The sequence below is a fragment of the Streptomyces sp. NBC_01267 genome (genome assembly GCF_036241575.1).
Taxonomy (GTDB): Bacteria; Actinomycetota; Actinomycetes; order Streptomycetales; family Streptomycetaceae; genus Streptomyces.
In genome coordinates, this window is the sequence record NZ_CP108455.1 from 7,033,825 (window position 1) to 7,050,278 (window position 16,454).

Consider the following 16,454-nt stretch of genomic DNA (forward strand, 5'->3'; position numbering starts at 1 on the left):
CCGGGCGCCGGTTGCTCACTCGGCGCCGGGGTCCGGTACCGGTGCGAAGGTGAACGTGAACTCCGCCGGTTCGGCGGCGAGTTGGTGCTGATCCAGCGGGCGGGGGCCGCAGGACTGCGAGCCGATGCCCTGCTGGGCGTGGTCGAGATTGACCCAGACCGGTCCGGCCGGGCGCAGATCCGTACGGTGCTCCGCCGCGTCGAGCTGTTCGCTCGTCCAGCGGCGGGCCGTGAACCAGAACTCCGGATCGCCCTCCACCCGTACGCCCCCGACCTCCGCCCAGCGGACATCCGCGCGGGCGCCGTTCTCCTGCGGCCGGACGTACGGCGTCTGGAGCCCGTCGACCGAGGAGTGCCACCTGCCCAGCCTGGACGCCGACCGGGTGTCCGGGTACGCCTCGCCGGGACCGCCGCCGAACCAGCTGACGGAGTCGGCCCCGGCCGGGAGGCCGAAGCGGATGCCGAGCCGGGGGAGCGGAGCCGTCCACTCGCCCTCGGGCGCGACGGACACGGTGAGCCGCAGCCGCGCCCCGTCGCTGGTCCAGCGGTACGCCGTCACCAGCGCGATGTCCTGCGCCGCGGGCGCCACCCTGGTCCGCACGGTCAGTGCGTCATCGCTCAACTCGACCGCGTCCAGGCGGTGTTGCATGCGATGCAGGCCCAGCTCCCGCCAGCGCTGCCCGTAGCGGACGCCGCTCTGCCAGTCCGCGCCGTTGTCGTTGTCGGTGGGCGCCCGCCAGACGTCCAGGCGCAGTTGCCGGATGTCGACCGGGCCGATCGTCCGCAGCTCTCCGGTCCGGGCGTCGAAGGAGGCCGGGCCGAGTACGACCGACTGCCCGTCGCGGCGCGGACGGCTTCCCGAGGCCACCGGCGGGGACTGCCTGGGGGCGGCGGGGAGCTGCGCCCAGGCGACCTCGTGCCGGGTCCCGTCGGCCAGCAGGGCCCGCACGGTCCACCGGGTCTCGGCGTTCCGCCCGGCGTACGCGGGGGCGGGCAGCTCGAGATCGGCCCGCTCGCCGGGGGCGAGCACCGGCACGTCGAGCACGCCTGCTTCGGCCGTCTCACCGTCCACGTCGAAGGACCACTCGAACGTGAGGTGCGAGAGATCGGTGAAGTCGTACTTGTTGGTGATCCGGACGGCTGCACCGCCGCCCTCGGTCCGGTCGCCGTCGGTCCGCACGCCCTCGATCCCGACAGGCTGAATGACCTTCTTGTACTCGACGAGACCGGGAGAGGGCGTGCGGTCGGGGAAGAGCAGCCCGTCACAGACGAAGTTGCCGTCGTGCAGCTCCTCGCCGAAGTCACCGCCGTAGGCGTAGCCGAACTCCGGGTGCGCCAGACCGTGGTCGATCCACTCCCAGACGAAGCCGCCCTGGTTGCGCGCGTGCGCCTCGAAGAGCTGCTGGTACTCGCTCAGCCCGCCGGGCCCGTTGCCCATCGCGTGCGCGTACTCGCAGAGGACGAAGGGCAGTTGGAGCCGTTCGGGCGGCCCGTCGTCCTCCCGGCGGCCGATGGCCGCGACCTCGGCGTGGGAGGCGTACATCCGCGAGTACATGTCCGTGTCGGCGCAGGAGAGGTCGCCCTCGTAGTGGACCAGGCGCTCCGGGTCCCGGCCGCGGATCCAGTCGGCCATCGCGGTGAGCCCGCGGCCGGTCCCGCACTCGTTGCCCAGCGACCAGACGACGACGGACGGGTGGTTCTTGTCGCGCTCCACCATGCGGGCCGCCCGGTCCAGCAGGGCCGGGGTCCAGCGCTCGTCGTCCACCGGGTTGGCGCGCCAGTCCTGCTCGGTGAACCCGTGGGTCTCCAGATCGCACTCGTCGACCACCCACAGACCCAACTCGTCGCAGAGATCCAGGAAGGCGGGGTGCGGCGGGTAGTGACTCGTGCGCACGGCGTTGATGTTGTGCTGTTTCATCAGCACCACGTCCGCGCGCATCGTCTCCAGGTCCAGGGTGCGCCCGGTCTCCGGGTGGAACTCGTGGCGGTTCACCCCGCGGAAGAGGATCCGCCGCCCGTTGACCTTGATCACGCCGTCCTCGACGAGGACCGTACGGAAGCCGATGCGCAGCGGGATCCGCTCCCCGGCCGTGGCCAGTTCGCCGTCGTACAGCCGTGGCGTCTCGGCGGTCCACGGATCGGCCTCCACGACCGCCTCGTCGCCCGCCGCCAGGTCCAGACCCAGCTCCGGCACCGTCACCCGGCCCGGCACCGCACTGTCGACGCGCAGCGTTCCGCGGCCCGACCGGTGGTCGTAGGCGGCGTGGACGAAGAAGTCCCCGGCCGCGCCGTCCGGGCGGTGCAGCAGGGTGACATCGCGGAAGATGCCCGGCATCCACCACTGGTCCTGGTCCTCCAGGTACGAACCGGACGACCACTGGTGGACGCGCACCGCCAGCACATTGCCCTCGGCCCGCAGCAGCGCGCCGACCGCGAACTCGTGAGGCAGCCGGCTCCCCTTGAACTCGCCCAGTTCCTCGCCGTTCAGCCAGACCCTGGCGCACGACTCGACCCCGTCGAAACGCAGTACGGCCTCACCGGAACCCGGCCACCGCGCGGGCAGGTCGAAGGTACGCAGATGGTCCCCGGTGGGGTTCTCGGTCGGCACCCGCGGCGGGTCGACGGGGAAGGGGTAGAGGTGGTTGGTGTAGATGGGCGCCCCGTGACCCTGCAGGACCCAGTGCCCGGGGACCGCCACCTCGTCCCAGGCGCCGGAGTCGTACCCGGGCGCGGCGAACGAGTAGTCCGCACCGTCGGCCGTCGGGGAGAGCCGGAAACGCCAACTGCCGTTCAGCGACAGGCTCATGGCATCGGAGCGCGCATATCCGGCGCGCGGCGGCAGGGTGCCGCTGCCGGGTGACACATCTTCGTGGTACGTGGTGCTCATCGGTCTCCCTGGTCGAGGTCTGATCGGCGTGCGCGTCAGCGCCGGACCGCGGTCCCGGCGGTCTTCGGTACGGCGTTCTTCGGTAGGGCGGTCCCGCGTCCCGCGGTCTTCGGTACGGCGGTCCCGCGTCCAGCGGTCTTGGGTCCGGCGGTCTTCCGTCCGGCGGACGCCAGCGCCCCTTCGAGCGCGAAGGTCGCGGCGCCGAGACTGACGGGGTCGGTGGGGATCGGACTCAGCACGATCTCGGTGGCGGCCAGCGGCCGGGCCGGTGCCCGCCGGGACACCGCCGTACGCACCTCGTCGAGCAGCGGCTCGCCCAGTGCGGCGGCGACCCAGCTGCTGAGCACGATCACTTCCGGATTGAGCAGGCCGACCAGATCGGCGAGGGCCGCGCCGAGGCAGCGGGCCGTCTCCCGGACCACCTGGACCGCCACCCGGTCGCCGTCCGCCAGGGCCGCCCCGAGCGCGCCGATGGTCGCCGTCTGGTCGTCGGGGTGCAACAGCGGTCCGGACGGGGCCAGTTCACGCAGGTGCCGCATGATGCCGGGTGCTCCGACGTATGCCTCGATGCAGCCCCGGTTGCCGCAGTGGCAGAGCCGCCCGTCGAGCACGAGCGTGGTGTGGCCCCACTCGCCCGCCGTGTTGGTCACCCCCCGGTGCAGGGAGCCGCCCACCGCGATCCCCGCGCCCACACCCGTACCGAGATTGACCACCACCGCGTCGGAACGCCCGCGCGCCGCGCCGAACCACAGCTCGGCGACCGTGCTGGCGTGCAGCGGATTGTCCAGGTACAGCGGGTACGGCAGCCGTTCGGCCAGCAGGCTCAGCAACGGCACGTCGTGCCAGCCCCAGTTGACCGCGTACACCGAGGAACCGGCCTCACGGTCCACCTGGCCGGGCATGCTGATCCCGGCCCCCAGCACCCTCGCCGGATCGACGCCCGACCGCTCCACCACCGAGTCCACCGCCTCGGCGATGTGCGCCACCACCCGCTCCGGCTCCGTCTCACCGGGGCGCAGCCCGGTGTCCGCGCGGGCCAGCACGGTCAGGGACAGGTCGAAGATCTCGGCGTGGACGTACGTCTCCGCCACATCGACGCCGATCAGCGCACCACGGGCCGGGTCGACCGCGACGAGACCGCGGGGCCGGCCGCCCGCGGATTCCTCGAATCCGACGTCGGTGAGCAGACCGAACTCGACCAGTTCTCCCACCAGGGTGGCGACGGTCGCCAGGCTGAGCCCGGTGGCCGCCGCCAGTTCCTGCCGGGAGGCGGGGGAGTGGGCGATGATCTGCCGCAGGACGGCGTGACGGTTGGCGGTGCGGATGTCACGGGACGTGCGTGGCACGGCAGTTCTCCCTCCCCGGAAAGCCCACAGGCCCTTGGCGGGCCCCATACCGGGCCCCCGCGGCGCTCTCCGTCGCGTGGGCCGGGCGTCAGGCTAGGGCGCCCGCCACCCGATCGGCAAGGGGTTCTGAAAAGGGTTGTGAAAAGGGGATGGGTCGCGTGCGCGTCAGACGCCGCGCAGCACCGGCGCGAGGAACGCGTTGGTGAACTTGCCCTTCGGGTCCAGCTCCCGCGCCAGCCCCCGGAAGTCCGCCAGTCTCGGGTAGAGGTCCGGCAGCCGGTCGGCGGGGACGGTGAAGAGCTTCCCCCAGTGCGGGCGCGCGGCGAACGGACCGAGCGCCTCCTCCAGCAGCCCGAGCACTGGCAGCACGGCGGCCGTGTCCTTCAGCCAGGTGAAGTGCAGCGCGACGGTGTCGTGCCCGTACGCCGGGCTCAGCCACAGACCGTCGGCGGCGACCGTGCGCACCTCGCAGACCTGGAGCACCGGCGCGACCGACGCACGGATCGCGTCGACGGCGTGCAGCGCGGCGAGCGCGTGCCGCCGGTCCACCAGGTACTCCGACTGGAGCTCCTCGCCGGAACTCGGCGTGAACTCCGCCCGGAAATGCGGCAGTCGCTCGTGCCACGGCCCCGGCACCCCCTGCTGCCGGGTGCAGTGCACGGGCGACACCCCGGGTACCGGGTGCAGCGGCCCCGGCGCCTCGGGCGCCCACGGGAACTCCGGCTCCCGGTCCGCGGCGTACTTCAGCCACACCTGTCCGAAGAGCGGACCGCGCCAGTCGGTGAAGAGGCTCACGCTGTACGCGGCGGAGGTCACCGCGCCGAAGTGCTCGTCCAGGACGGACAGCGGCAGCCCGGTGTGCACCCGCTGGGCCAGTTCGAAGCCCGGCACCAGATCCAGGGTGAGCGAGGTGACGACCCCCAGCGCCCCTAGCGAGACGACGGCCCCGGCGAAACGGTCACCGTCCCGGTCGCGGCTCAGCGTCAGCAGGTCGCCCTCGGCGGTGACCAGCTCCAACTCCCTCACCGCGGTGGCGAGCCCGCCGTTCGCCACCCCGGAACCGTGCGTGCCGGTGGCCACCGAACCGGCGACGGAGATGTGCGGGAGGGAGGCCATGTTGTGCAGGGCGAGGCCGTGCCGGTGCACCTCGCGGGCCAGTTCGGCGTACCGTGTGCCCGCCGCGACCCGGACCGTCGAAGCGGCCGTGTCCACGTCGATCTCGGACGGCAGCCCGGCCACCGAGACCAGCGTGCCCCCGGTGTCGGCGATCTCGTTGAACGAGTGGCCGCTTCCCAGCGCCCGCACCCGCGCCCCGGTGGCGACGAGCCGGCGCAGTCCGCCGAGCGTGGTGGGCCGGTCGATGTGGGATGCGGTGAAGGCGATGTTCCCCGCCCAGTTCGTCAGCATCCCCGGGATGCTATCGGCCGCTCACCACCGGTTCGAGGGCGCGGCGGAACCGTCAGTGGTGCCCGGTCCCGCCCTGCGCCGCCTCGATGCCGCCGTGCAGATCCTTCGCGGCGTCGAGCGCTCCGGCGGCCGACAGCGACAGACAGACCAGCAGCGCGGCGGCGACCGTCCGGGCGGCCCGGCCGCGCCGCCCGTGCCCGGCGCGGCCGGTGGGGTGGCGCCCCAGCAGCGCGGCGACCCGGCGCGGGACCGGGCCCGCGGTGGCCGCCAGTACGACGCTCGGCCGGGCGGCGGGCGCCCGGTGCGCGGCCAGCGCGGCACGGCCGATCGCCCGCGCCGCGAGGGAACGGTCACCGACGGCCCCGGCCGCCGACTCGTCCGCGCAGCGCTCCAGGGCGTAGCCGAGCGGGGCCCGCAGCGCGCGCAGCGCCGGATGGCAGAGCGCGGCCAGTTCGGCCGCCGCGATGAACAGGTGATGGCGGCCCGCGAGGTGCGCCCGCTCATGGGCGAAGAGGGCTTCGCGCTCGGCCGGTGCGAGGGCGTCGAGCATTCCGGTCGTGACGACGATCCGGCCCGGCCTGCCGGGCAGTGCGTACGCGTCGGGAGCGGCGTCGCGCACCACGGCCAGTTCACCCGCACCGCCGTGCCGGCGCCGGGCCTCGCGGAGCTCGGCGCGCTGCCGCAGCACGGTCCGTACCAGCGCGGCGGTGCAGACGGCCAGCGCGAGGGCGGCTGCCACGGCCGTCACGGCGGTGGCAGGACCGCTGTCGGCCGGTGGGTGGATCAGCTCACCGAGCGCGGCGACCGGTGGCAGCCGCAGGGCGCCCGCCACGACCAGCAGACCCAGCGCCGCCGCGGAGCAGCTGCCGAGCGTCAGCGCGGCGGCGGTCAGCAGCCGGACGGCCTGCCGCGGGGACAGCAGCTCGGCCAGCCGGCGGGCCGCGGGAGCCGCGAGCAGCGGCATCAGCAGGGGCACCCACACGGCGTAGATCACTTGCCCTCACCCTCCAGCAGCTCGCGCAGCAGCCGCTCGTCGTCGGAGCTCAGCCGGGACACGAACCGGGCGAGGACCGTGGAGCGGTCCTCCTCCTTCTCCAGTTCGGTGTGCATCCGGCGGGCGGTGAGGCCGGGGGAGTCCTCGGTCGGGGTGTACGCGAAGCCGCGTCCCGAGCGGGTCCGGCCCACCCACCCCTTTTCGTACAGCCTGCTCAGGATCGTGGTCACGGTGGTGCGGGCGAGCCCACTGCCGAGGGTCCGCTGCACATCCGCGGGCGTCAGCGGTCCGTCGGCGGCCCACAGCGTCGCCAGTACGCTCGCCTCCAGCTCTCCGGCCGGCCGCCGCTCTGGGTGCTCCTCGGTCATGGGGATCTTTCCTCCGGAATGCCGTCCACGCTGCCGTGGGCGGTCTGCGTCGCCGTGGTCGGGTGGGGTCCGCGGTGAGTGGCCCGACCACCATCCCCGACCACCATTATGGGAGACCGCGCCGCGGGGGTGTTCCCGCCCCTGACTCGCCGGACCGCTGGAGCGCGGCCAGCCGGGCCCCGGCGGCCGACAGCAGCAGTTCCAGGGCCGTCGGATAGGCGCTGAGGTTCATTCTGGCCACCAGGTGCCGGGAGGCCGCCGCGATGTTCGGATGGCTGTCGGCGGGCAGCTCGGCGTAGGTCGCCCGCCAGACGTCGTCGTCCGCGCCCCGCGCCTCCGGCGGCAGGGCCTCCGCCGCCGCGTCCAGTGCGGCGAACGCCAGCGTCTGGTCGACGAACGCGTGGTAGATCCGCACCGCCTCGGTCTCGGGGAAACCGGCTCCGCGCAGCACACCGAGGATCGCCTCCACCGACCGGATCTCGTTCGCCCTGCCGGTGGCCCGGCAGGAGCTGAGCACGGCGGCCTGTGGGTGGGCGAGCGCCCCCGAGTGGATGCGGAGACCCAGGTCCCGCAGATCGGCACGCCAGTCGCCGGTCGGCTGCCAGGCGCGCATCGCCAGGCCGATGAGCTCGTCTGCGACGGCGAGCAGCAGATCGTCGGTGTCGCGGAAGTAGCGGTACAGGGCGCTCGGGTCGGCGCCCAGCGCCGCGCCCAGGCGGCGTACGGTCAGGGCCGCGGCGCCGTGCTCCCGCAGCAGCCGCAGGGCCGTCGCGACGATCAGTTCCTCGGACAGGACGACGCCCGTCTTGGTCGGACGCCTGCGCCGCCGATCCGGCGCCGGGACCACTCGCTCAGCCACCCACTGCCTCCCTCCACCGCCCTGTGCTGCGGGAACCTTACGTCAACGGCATTGACCTGTTAAGACCTTCGGCGTTTTATGGCCAGCCACCGGGCCGGTACATCGGCCCCGCGGTGAGAGCGGAGCGTGCTGTGACAGCAACGGAAAGTCCCCTGGGAACAGACCCACCGGAGAGTCTGCGCCGGTCCATGGGTGTCCTGGACACGGTTGCCATCGCGGCCTCCAGCACCGCGGCGACCTCCAGTATCGGGATCGGCCTCGGTGTGACCGCGGCCGCCGTCGGGCTGCACCTGCCCGCCATCATGCTGCTGGCCTTCCTGCCGATCCTCGGCATCGCGGGCGCCTTCGTCCGGCTCAACGCGGTCGAGCCCAACGCGGGCAGCGGCTACGTGTGGGTGGGGCGTTCCATCAGCCCCTGGCTCGGATTCCTCACCGGCTGGATCAACATCGTCGGCACGGTGGTCTTCCTCTCGTACACCACCGCCGTGACCGGGTCCGCGGTCATGCAACTCGCGGGTGAGGCCGGACTGCACTCGGTCGGCGGCCTGGTCCTCGACCCGGACTCCACCGCGCAGACCACGGCCGTCGGACTGGTGATCCTGGCCGGAGTCACCTTCACCGCCGTCACGGGGGTCCGCAGCGCCGCCCGGTTCCAGACCGCGCTGCTGGTCTTCGAGTACGCCGTACTGCTCGGCTTCTGCGGCTACGCGCTCTTCGCGGGCAGCCATCCCTTCAGCCTCGACTGGTTCAACCCCTTCGACATCCCCTCGATGCACGCGCTGGCCGAGGGCATGGTGCTCTCCGTCTTCTGCTACTGGGGCTTCGACGCCGCGTTCTCCGTCAACGAGGAGGTACGCGACCCGGCGCAGGCGTCCCGCGCCGGAATCGTCACCCTCTTCACCATGCTCGCGCTGTTCCTGCTCGGGGCCACCGCCTTCCAGCGGGTCCTCTCGACGGACGAACTGGTGGGCCACGGCGCGCAGGGCCTGACGTACTTCGGCGACAAGCTCGCCTCCCAGCCGCTGGCCGCGCTGCCGCTCGTGGCGCTGCTCTTCTCGGCCGTCGCCTCGCTCCAGTCCGGAGTGATCCCGACCGCGCGCGGCATGTTCGCGATGAGCCGCGACCGTACGCTCGGGCCCGTCTGGGGCAAGGTCAGCGAGAAGTACGGCACGCCCGCCGTGGGCACCGTGCTGGTCGGCTCCTGCGCCGCGGTGGTCGCCCTCCTGTCGCTGGTCATCCACCAGCTCAGCGACCTGATGCTGGCGGCGGTCAACGCGATCGGCATCGTGGTCGCGCTGTCGTACGCGCTGACCGCGCTCGCCGCCGCCGTACGGTTCCGGTCCCTGCTGCGCGAGGACTGGCGGCAGGGTGTGCGCGCGGTGATCCTGCCGACGCTCAGCGCGGCCGTCCTGCTCGCCCTCGGCGGCTACCTCTGCTACGCCTTCTACACCTCCACCGACCACCTCGAAGTCGACCCCGACAACGGCTGGTTCATGCTGCTCTGCCCCGCTCTCATGATCGTCTCGGGACTGCTGGTCGCCGCCTGGGCGAAGTGGGTCCGCAAGTCCCCGTACTTCCGTACCGGCGAGTCCACCGCGGCCGAGCAGCTCACCACGGAGCTGACCCCCGTCTGAACGCCTTCCCCCCGACCACAACCGAACGGACCCCTCGATGCAGCACCCGCACGCCGATCTCGTCCTCACCGGCGGCCCCGTCCTCACTCTGGACGCCGCCCGCAGCCGGGCCACCACCGTCGCCGTCACCGGAGACCGCATCACCGCGGTCGGACACGACGAGGTACGGGAGTTGATCGGTCCGAAGACCGAAGTCGTCGACCTGGCAGGCCGGCTGCTGATCCCCGGCTTCCAGGACGCCCATGTGCACCCGGTCGCCGCCGGACTCGAACTCACCCAGTGCGACCTCACCGGGGCGAGGACCGCGACGGAGACGCTGGAAGCCGTGGGGGCGTACGCCCTCGCCCACCCCGACCGGGAATGGATCACCGGCGGCGGCTGGACCATGGAGGCCTTCGAGGGCGGCACCCCGACCCGCGAACTGCTGGACGCGGTCGTGTCCGACCGGCCGGTCTATCTGCCCAACTGCGATCACCACGGCGCCTGGGTCAACAGCCGCGCGCTGGAGCTCGCCGGGATCACCCGCGACACCCCCGACCCTGCCGACGGCCGCTTCGAACGCGACAGTTCAGGCACCCCGACGGGCATGCTCCAGGAAGGCGCGATGGATCAGGTCGCCCGCCTGGTCCCGCAGTCCACCGCCGCCGACCGGCTCGCCGCGCTGCTGCACTCGCAGCGCCTGCTCCACTCGCACGGCATCACCGCCTGGCAGGACGCCATGGTCGGCGCCAACCTCGGGATGGCCGACGCGTCGGACGCCTATCTCACCGCCGCACGCGACGGCTCGCTCACCGCGCGGGTGGTCGGCGCCCTGTGGTGGGACCGGGAACGCGGCGCCGAGCAGATACCGGAACTCGCCGCCCGACGCGCGGCGTTGAGCCACGGCAGGTTCCGCGCGGACTCCGTCAAGATGATGCTCGACGGGGTGGCGGAGACCGGCACCGCGGCCCTGCTCGACCCGTATCTGGACAACTGCGGCTGCGCCACCGCCAACCGCGGCACCAGCTTCATCGATCCCGAGCTGCTCCCCTCCTACGTGACCGAGCTGGACTCCCTCGGCTTCCAGGTGCACTTCCACGCCCTCGGCGACCGCGCCGTACGCCAGGCACTCGACGCCGTCGAGGCCGCCCGCGCCGCCAACGGGCACAGCGACACCCGCCCGCACCTCGCCCACCTCCAGGTGGTCCACCCCGACGACATCGGCCGTTTCCGCGCGCTGGGCGCCGTCGCGAACATCCAGCCGCTGTGGGCCGCGCACGAGCCGCAGATGGACGAGCTGACCATTCCCTTCCTGGGCACGGAACGCGCGGCCTGGCAGTACCCCTTCGGCGCGCTGTTGGGCGCCGGCGCGACGCTCGCGGCGGGCAGCGACTGGCCGGTGAGCAGCGCGGACCCGATCCAGGGCATTCATGTGGCGGTCAACCGGGTGATCCCGGGTGGCACGGATCCCGTGTTCCTGCCCGAGCAGCGCATCGGACTGACCGCCGCACTCGCCGCGTACACGGCGGGTTCCGCCTATGCGAACCACCTGGACGACACCGGCAGCATCCGGGCCGGAGCCCTGGCCGACCTGACCGTACTGGACCGTGACCCGTACGCCGGACCGCCGGAGGAGATCGGCGGGACGGGCGTCGCGCTCACCTACGTCGGCGGCAGGCGCGTCCACGCGGCGCCCGACGCCTGACGGTTCCGCAGGAGTCCGCAGGCTCAAGGACCCACGGGGGAGGGCCTGCGGCTCCTCGGCATGCCGACGGCGAGATCCTCGGCGAGCAGCCGCTTCGCGATGGCGTCGACCGCGGCCCGGAGTTCGGCGCTGCGCGGCCTGCCCTTGTCCTCCTCCAGGCGGGTGTTCAGCCACCGCGACCAGGCGGACGTGATGGCTTCGGCCTCCCGGTGGCCCGCGGCGGTGTGCGAGAAGAGGTTGCCGTCGCGGGTCAGATAGCCCTCGTCGACCATCCGGTCGAAGACCGGCACCAGCACCTCGGGAGGCAGCCGGTACCGGGTGGCGGTCACGCCGATACTGGCGTGTCCGACGAGCCGGGTGAGCAGTTCCACCTGCATCACCGCCCAGGCACCCGCGACGTCCAGGCGAGTGTCGGAGTCCGCGACGATCCGGCGCGCGGTGTCCGGCCCCTGGCCGTGCAGGATCTTCGCGACGGAGAGTTCCAGGACCTTCGCCGAGTCCCCGGACGCCGGGGCCGCGAAGCCCTCACCCATGTCGGTGGAGCCGACGCGCGCGGAGTCGCGGAGCTTCACCTGCTTCAGGAACAGTGCCACCACGAAACCGATCAGCGCGACGGGCACGGTCCACAGGAAGACGGTGTGGATGGTGTGCGAGTAGGCCTGCACGATGGGGTCGACGGCGGAATCGGGCAGCCTGTGCAGCGACATGGGGTCCTGGGCCGCCCGGGACACCCGGACCGGGGCGATCCCGGATGCCCGGCTGGCCTCGGCGATGGCCGAAGTGAGCTTCGGCTTCAGGGTGTTGGCGTAGATCGTGCCGAACACGGCGGTACCGAAGGCGCTGCCGAGCGTACGGAAGAACGTCACGCCCGAGGTGGCGGTGCCCAGATCGGCGTAGTCGACCGTGTTCTGCACGGCGATGGTCAGCACCTGCATGCAGAGCCCGATGCCGAGGCCGAGCACGAACATGTACAGCGACTCACGCCAGAGGCCCGCGGTGGGTCCCATCCGGGACATCAGGAACAGTCCGGCCGCCATCACCAGCGCGCCGACGATGGGGAAGATCCGGTAGTTGCCGGTCTTGCTGACGACGTTGCCGCTGAACACCGAGGCGATCAGCAGCCCGACGACCATCGGCAGGGTCCGCACGCCGGAGACCGTTGCCGAGACCCCGTCGACGTACTGCAGATAGGTCGGCAGGAAGGTCATCGCCCCGAGCATCGCGAAGCCGACGATGAAGCTGAGGATCGAGCAGACCGTGAACACCGGATTCGCGAACAGCCGCATGGGCAGCATCGGTTCGGCGGCCCGGGTCTCGACGACGCAGAACAGCGCCAGCGCGATCAGCCCGCCCGCGAACAGTCCGATGATGGGTCCCGAGCCCCACGCGTACTGGTTGCCGCCCCAACTGGTGGCGAGGATCAGGGCGCTCGCCCCGACCGCCACCAGGGCGATGCCCAGGTAGTCGATGACGGGTCTGCCGACCGATCTGACGGCGGGGATGTTACGGGCCGCCGCGATGACCACGAGGATCGCGATCGGCACATTGACGTAGAACGCCCAGCGCCAGGTCAGATTGTCCGTGAACACCCCGCCGAGCAGCGGTCCGATCACCGTGGACACCCCGAACACCGCACCGATCGCACCCTGGTACTTGCCGCGTTCGCGCAGCGGGATGACGTCCGCGATCAGCGCCATCGAGGTCACCATCAGACCGCCCGCGCCGATGCCCTGCACGGCGCGCCAGGTGATCAGCAGGGTCATGTCCGTCGCCAGGCCGCAGAGGAACGATCCGGTGATGAAGATGATCGCCGAGACCTGGAAGACCAGCTTGCGGCCGAAGAGGTCACCGAACTTGCCGACCAGGACGGTGGCGACCGTCTCGGCGAGCAGATACGCGGTGACCACCCAGGACATGTGCGCGGCCCCGCCCAGATCGGACACGATCGTCGGCAGCGCCGTACCGACGATCGTCTGGTCGAGGGCGGCCAGCAGCACACCGAGCATGATCGTGCCGAACACGATGTTCCGCTGCCGGACGTCGAGCACGGGCGGCGCGGAGGGCGTGGTGCTGCTGGCAGTCGTCACAGTCGCACCCTCACACCCGATTGGCCCCGGCGCATGCGCTGTGGCCCGGACCGGTGATCACCGGTCCGGGCGCGTTCAGCCGGGGCGGACCTGCTCGGTGCTGTCGAGCCCGGCGGTCGCCGACGTACGCAGGGAGGCGGCGAGCCGCAGGCCCTCCCCCCCCGTTTCCAGGAGGCGCAGGATCGGGTCGCTGCGCAGCGGGGCCGGCTGACGGGGGCTCCAGGCCGACATCTCGCCGGAATCCCGGTCGTGGGCGGCAGCCCCTCAGGCCTTGGGGATGTCGAAGTACCGGGTGAGCCTGGAGGCCAGCCCCAGATCGCCCGCGATCTTCACCTTGCGCAGCACGAACAGCGTCACCGGGCCGGCGTTGCCCGAGACCAGCCTGAGGAAGTCGGCGTCGCCCATGACGAGGGTGAGGCGCGGCTCGCCCGCCGAGCGTCCCTCGGTGACGGTGCAGTTCCCGTCCGCGATGGCGGTCTCGTACACCACGTCGCTCCCTCCGGTGATCTTCCAGCGGATCACCGCCGCCAGGGATCCGGCGTTCTCCGGGCGGAACTGCCGCTCCACGCGTCCGAAGACCTCGGCGAGTACGCGGTGGCGCAGGTCGCCGCGCGCGATCTCGCCGAGCTCCTTCGTGGACAGCCCCTTGATGATCTTCGCGAATTCCTGCGGGGAGACGGACGCGAAGTCCAGTTCCGCAAGTCTCTCGCTGATGCTGTCTGCCACGAACGCTTCCCTACTCACAAGTAAACTTACTGGGAGTGAGGCTAGGGCGCATGGGGGCCATGGGCAAGGCGGGTGCGTTCCCCGGCCGGGCCGCCCGGGTGTCCGGTCAGTTCCGGCGCGCCTCCAGCTGTATCGCGCGCAGCACGATCTCGGTCGCGAACCGCCACTCGGGGTCGGCGAGCTGCTCGCCGAAGATGGTGTCCAGGGTCCGCATCCGGTAGCGGACGGTCTGCGCGTGCACCCCCAGCGCCTCGCCCATCTGGGCGGCTGTGCCACGTGTCGCGAGCCAGGCGTGCAGGGTCTCGGTCAGCCGGTCGCGGCGGTTCGCGGTGAGTTCGGCGACGGGCGCCAGTTCGCGCCGGGCCAGCTGCCGGAGCAGTGGGGGGTCGGAGAGGAGCCAGAGCGTGACCATGTGGTCCTCGCAGCGGGTCGTCGGGTTGTCCTCGACGATGCCGGTGTCGACCAGGTCGAGGATCTGCCGCGCCCAGCGGAGCGAGTCGGAGGCGTTCACCAGGGGGACGGACAGGCCGATCGCCGTACGGGCGCCGGGCAGAGCGGCGTCCAGCATGAGCTGTCTTCGCTCGTCGAAAGGGCCGGGGACGAGTAGGTGCGGCTGCGGTTCGGCGAGATCGGCGAGGACGTCGTCGCCCAGGGCGGCCGACGGCGCGCCGACGGGCGTACGGAGCGCGACCAGCGTGACCTGCTCGGGTAACTCCCAGCCGGTCTGCTCGGAGAGTTCCGCGATGGCGGTACGGGGCACGGGTGACCCGGCGAGTATCAGGTGCAGCAGTCGGCGGCGGAGCGTGTCCTTGTGGTTCCCGTCGGCGGTCTTCACCTCCAAGTAGCCCTCACGCGACAGTGATTCGAGTTCGTCGACGTAGGTGAAGAGGGCGTCGGCGAAGGTCAGCATGAGGGTGGGGGAGAGGTTGTAGCGCCGGCCCACCGTCTTGGCCCGCCGCAGTGCGATCCGGGCGCCGAGCCGGTACGCACCCTGGAGCTGTTCCAGACTCCGGCCCTCGTACGCCTCGAACCTGCCGAACCTGCGGCACATCTCGTCGCGCAGGGTGGAAGGGGCGTCGGGCTCGGCGACCTGGTCGACGAAGACGGAGATGCTCTGCTCCACCCCGACGCGGATTCCCTGGCCGTACGGCCCGTCGAGCAGCCGTGCGTACTCCGGGTACGCGCGGGTGATCTCCAGGCCGATCTCCTTGATCAGGGTCGGAAGTTCGGGACGGATGACCGCCGCGAACTCCTGTGGCAGCGGTCCCAGTGGTTCTCCGATGTCCGAGGGTCGTGCAACTCCCGGCATTCCTCTACCCCTTGCTCTCCGGCGCCCAGTGGGGGGTGGCCTGCGGGAGAGCGCTCCCGCAGGCCGTCAGGTGCGAACCGATTCGGGCTGCTGAACATAGTCCACGGCAGGGGGTGCTGGACACAGCTATGACAGGGAGTCATGCAGGGGGCATGTATTCGGCCACGCCGGGACCGTCCCGGCGCCGCTCACGGGCGGATCCGGAAATGCTCACTTCCGGACAAGGGAAATCCGCCGATTGCGCACCCTGGCACAGGAAATGGAGAGGGCGCCGATGCCCTTTGGATTTTCTCGGTACGGGGCATTGCAAACCGACGTTACTCGCTCGTAGCGTCAGCGCCGCACGGTCGGAACGGGCGGTCGTTCGGGGCAAGGCAGCCTCTTCTCCACCGCGTGAGCCCCTCGGGAGATTCGTTCCCACAGGGCGGAGCTCCCTGTACCGGATCAAGACGCGACGAAGGGAATTCACACCATGCACAAGCTTGCACGAAGAGCCGCTGTCGTCACTTTCGCAGTCGGCGCGGCCATCGGCCTGGCGGCGACGTCGGCCTCGGCCACCGCTTCCTCGTACTCGTGGACGGTCACCCCGTCCGGGAGCTACACCGCGGCTGCCACGGCTCCCACGCTGACCGTGCCGTTCGCCACGCTCGTCTGTGACTCCTCCAGTGTGTCGAGCGGGACCCTCCAGGCGACCAGCGCCACCGGGGCCGGGATCGGCAACATCAACGCCATCTCGTTCACCAACTGCAACGTGGGCGGCATTCCCTTCACCGTCACGATGAAGGCCACCCCCTGGAAGATCAACGCCATCCAGCCGAACGCGTCCAACGCGCAGTGGGTGGACGCCACCGTGAGCACGATCTCGGCCCACATCGCCGGGACCGGCTGCAACGCGGACTTCACCGGTTCGGTGAAGGGCCACTACGCGAACGACACCGGCAGCCTCGTCATCGACGGAACGGGCAACGGCCTGGTCGCGTCGAACGCGAGCTGCCTGGGGCTCATCAACAACGGTGACGTCGCCAGCTTCTCCGCGTCGTACCTCGTGAACACGCACCCGTTGATCAAGACCCCGTAACGACCGAGCGTGCCGGGTACGGGCCGACGGCTGGCAGGAACTGCCGCCGTCGGCCCGGACTTCGCTGTTTCCGGGC

13 protein-coding genes are annotated in these 16,454 nt (G+C 71.6%); 3 read left to right on the plus strand and 10 right to left on the minus strand.

All coding sequences use genetic code 11. The annotated features are described in order from the left end of the window. Positions 1-15: 15 nt before the first annotated feature. The 6 genes from OG709_RS31565 to OG709_RS31590 form a co-directional block, all read right to left on the minus strand. Positions 16-2,886, minus strand: coding sequence for a glycoside hydrolase family 2 TIM barrel-domain containing protein (locus OG709_RS31565; protein WP_329168577.1), 2,871 nt, complete (start codon positions 2,884-2,886; stop codon positions 16-18). A 35-nt stretch (positions 2,887-2,921) separates the two neighbouring features. Continuing rightward, a complete protein-coding gene (locus OG709_RS31570; RefSeq protein ID WP_329168579.1) occupies positions 2,922-4,232 on the minus strand; it encodes an ROK family transcriptional regulator in 1,311 nt (436 codons plus the stop codon). 165 nt (positions 4,233-4,397) lie between these two features. Further along, a complete protein-coding gene (locus OG709_RS31575) occupies positions 4,398-5,639 on the minus strand; it encodes an FAD-binding protein (protein ID WP_250302820.1) in 1,242 nt (413 codons plus the stop codon). 52 nt (positions 5,640-5,691) lie between these two features. Then, positions 5,692-6,633, minus strand: coding sequence for a M56 family metallopeptidase (locus tag OG709_RS31580; RefSeq protein ID WP_250302822.1), 942 nt, complete (start codon positions 6,631-6,633; stop codon positions 5,692-5,694). Then, a complete protein-coding gene (locus OG709_RS31585; RefSeq protein WP_250302824.1) occupies positions 6,630-7,001 on the minus strand; it encodes a BlaI/MecI/CopY family transcriptional regulator in 372 nt (123 codons plus the stop codon). The genes OG709_RS31580 and OG709_RS31585 overlap by 4 nt, the downstream gene beginning before the upstream one ends. A 106-nt stretch (positions 7,002-7,107) precedes the next feature. Further along, complete coding sequence (locus tag OG709_RS31590; protein WP_250302825.1) at positions 7,108-7,860, minus strand: TetR/AcrR family transcriptional regulator; 753 nt, start codon at positions 7,858-7,860, stop codon at positions 7,108-7,110. Positions 7,861-8,048: 188 nt separating this feature from the next. Between OG709_RS31590 and OG709_RS31595 the strand changes: the two genes are divergently transcribed. Beyond that, positions 8,049-9,494, plus strand: a complete 1,446-nt coding sequence (locus tag OG709_RS31595) for an APC family permease (RefSeq protein ID WP_329168582.1) — start codon at positions 8,049-8,051, stop codon at positions 9,492-9,494. 37 nt (positions 9,495-9,531) lie between these two features. Continuing rightward, entirely contained in the window at positions 9,532-11,178 is a 1,647-nt protein-coding gene (locus tag OG709_RS31600; protein ID WP_266645865.1) for an amidohydrolase, read from the plus strand. A gap of 23 nt (positions 11,179-11,201) precedes the next feature. Here the strand turns inward: OG709_RS31600 and OG709_RS31605 are convergent, their stop codons facing one another. From OG709_RS31605 to OG709_RS31620, 4 genes are all read right to left on the minus strand, one after another. Further along, a complete protein-coding gene (locus OG709_RS31605; protein WP_266645864.1) occupies positions 11,202-13,265 on the minus strand; it encodes an MDR family MFS transporter in 2,064 nt (687 codons plus the stop codon). Positions 13,266-13,340: 75 nt separating this feature from the next. Continuing rightward, positions 13,341-13,496 carry a hypothetical protein gene (locus OG709_RS31610; RefSeq protein ID WP_329168583.1) on the minus strand — a complete coding sequence of 52 codons (156 nt, stop codon included), beginning with the start codon at positions 13,494-13,496 and terminating at the stop codon, positions 13,341-13,343. A gap of 33 nt (positions 13,497-13,529) precedes the next feature. Further along, positions 13,530-13,991: an SCP2 sterol-binding domain-containing protein gene (locus OG709_RS31615; protein WP_250302832.1), complete on the minus strand. Its 462-nt coding sequence runs from the start codon at positions 13,989-13,991 to the stop codon at positions 13,530-13,532. 106 nt (positions 13,992-14,097) lie between these two features. Further along, positions 14,098-15,300 carry a helix-turn-helix domain-containing protein gene (locus tag OG709_RS31620; RefSeq protein WP_250302835.1) on the minus strand — a complete coding sequence of 401 codons (1,203 nt, stop codon included), beginning with the start codon at positions 15,298-15,300 and terminating at the stop codon, positions 14,098-14,100. A 472-nt stretch (positions 15,301-15,772) separates the two neighbouring features. Between OG709_RS31620 and OG709_RS31625 the strand changes: the two genes are divergently transcribed. Continuing rightward, the gene (locus tag OG709_RS31625; protein WP_250302836.1) at positions 15,773-16,378 is read left to right on the plus strand and encodes a hypothetical protein; all 606 of its coding nucleotides are present in this window, start codon (positions 15,773-15,775) and stop codon (positions 16,376-16,378) included. Positions 16,379-16,454: the final 76 nt, after the last annotated feature.

Coding starts and splice junctions, on each gene's coding strand:
- OG709_RS31600 (WP_266645865.1), top strand. CDS start 9,532: ATGCAGCACCCGCACGCCGATCTCGTCCTCACCGGCGGCCCCGTCCTC.
- OG709_RS31585 (WP_250302824.1), bottom strand. CDS start 7,001: ATGACCGAGGAGCACCCAGAGCGGCGGCCGGCCGGAGAGCTGGAGGCG.
- OG709_RS31565 (WP_329168577.1), bottom strand. CDS start 2,886: ATGAGCACCACGTACCACGAAGATGTGTCACCCGGCAGCGGCACCCTG.
- OG709_RS31620 (WP_250302835.1), bottom strand. CDS start 15,300: ATGCCGGGAGTTGCACGACCCTCGGACATCGGAGAACCACTGGGACCG.
- OG709_RS31575 (WP_250302820.1), bottom strand. CDS start 5,639: ATGCTGACGAACTGGGCGGGGAACATCGCCTTCACCGCATCCCACATC.
- OG709_RS31625 (WP_250302836.1), top strand. CDS start 15,773: ATGCACAAGCTTGCACGAAGAGCCGCTGTCGTCACTTTCGCAGTCGGC.
- OG709_RS31595 (WP_329168582.1), top strand. CDS start 8,049: ATGGGTGTCCTGGACACGGTTGCCATCGCGGCCTCCAGCACCGCGGCG.
- OG709_RS31610 (WP_329168583.1), bottom strand. CDS start 13,496: ATGTCGGCCTGGAGCCCCCGTCAGCCGGCCCCGCTGCGCAGCGACCCG.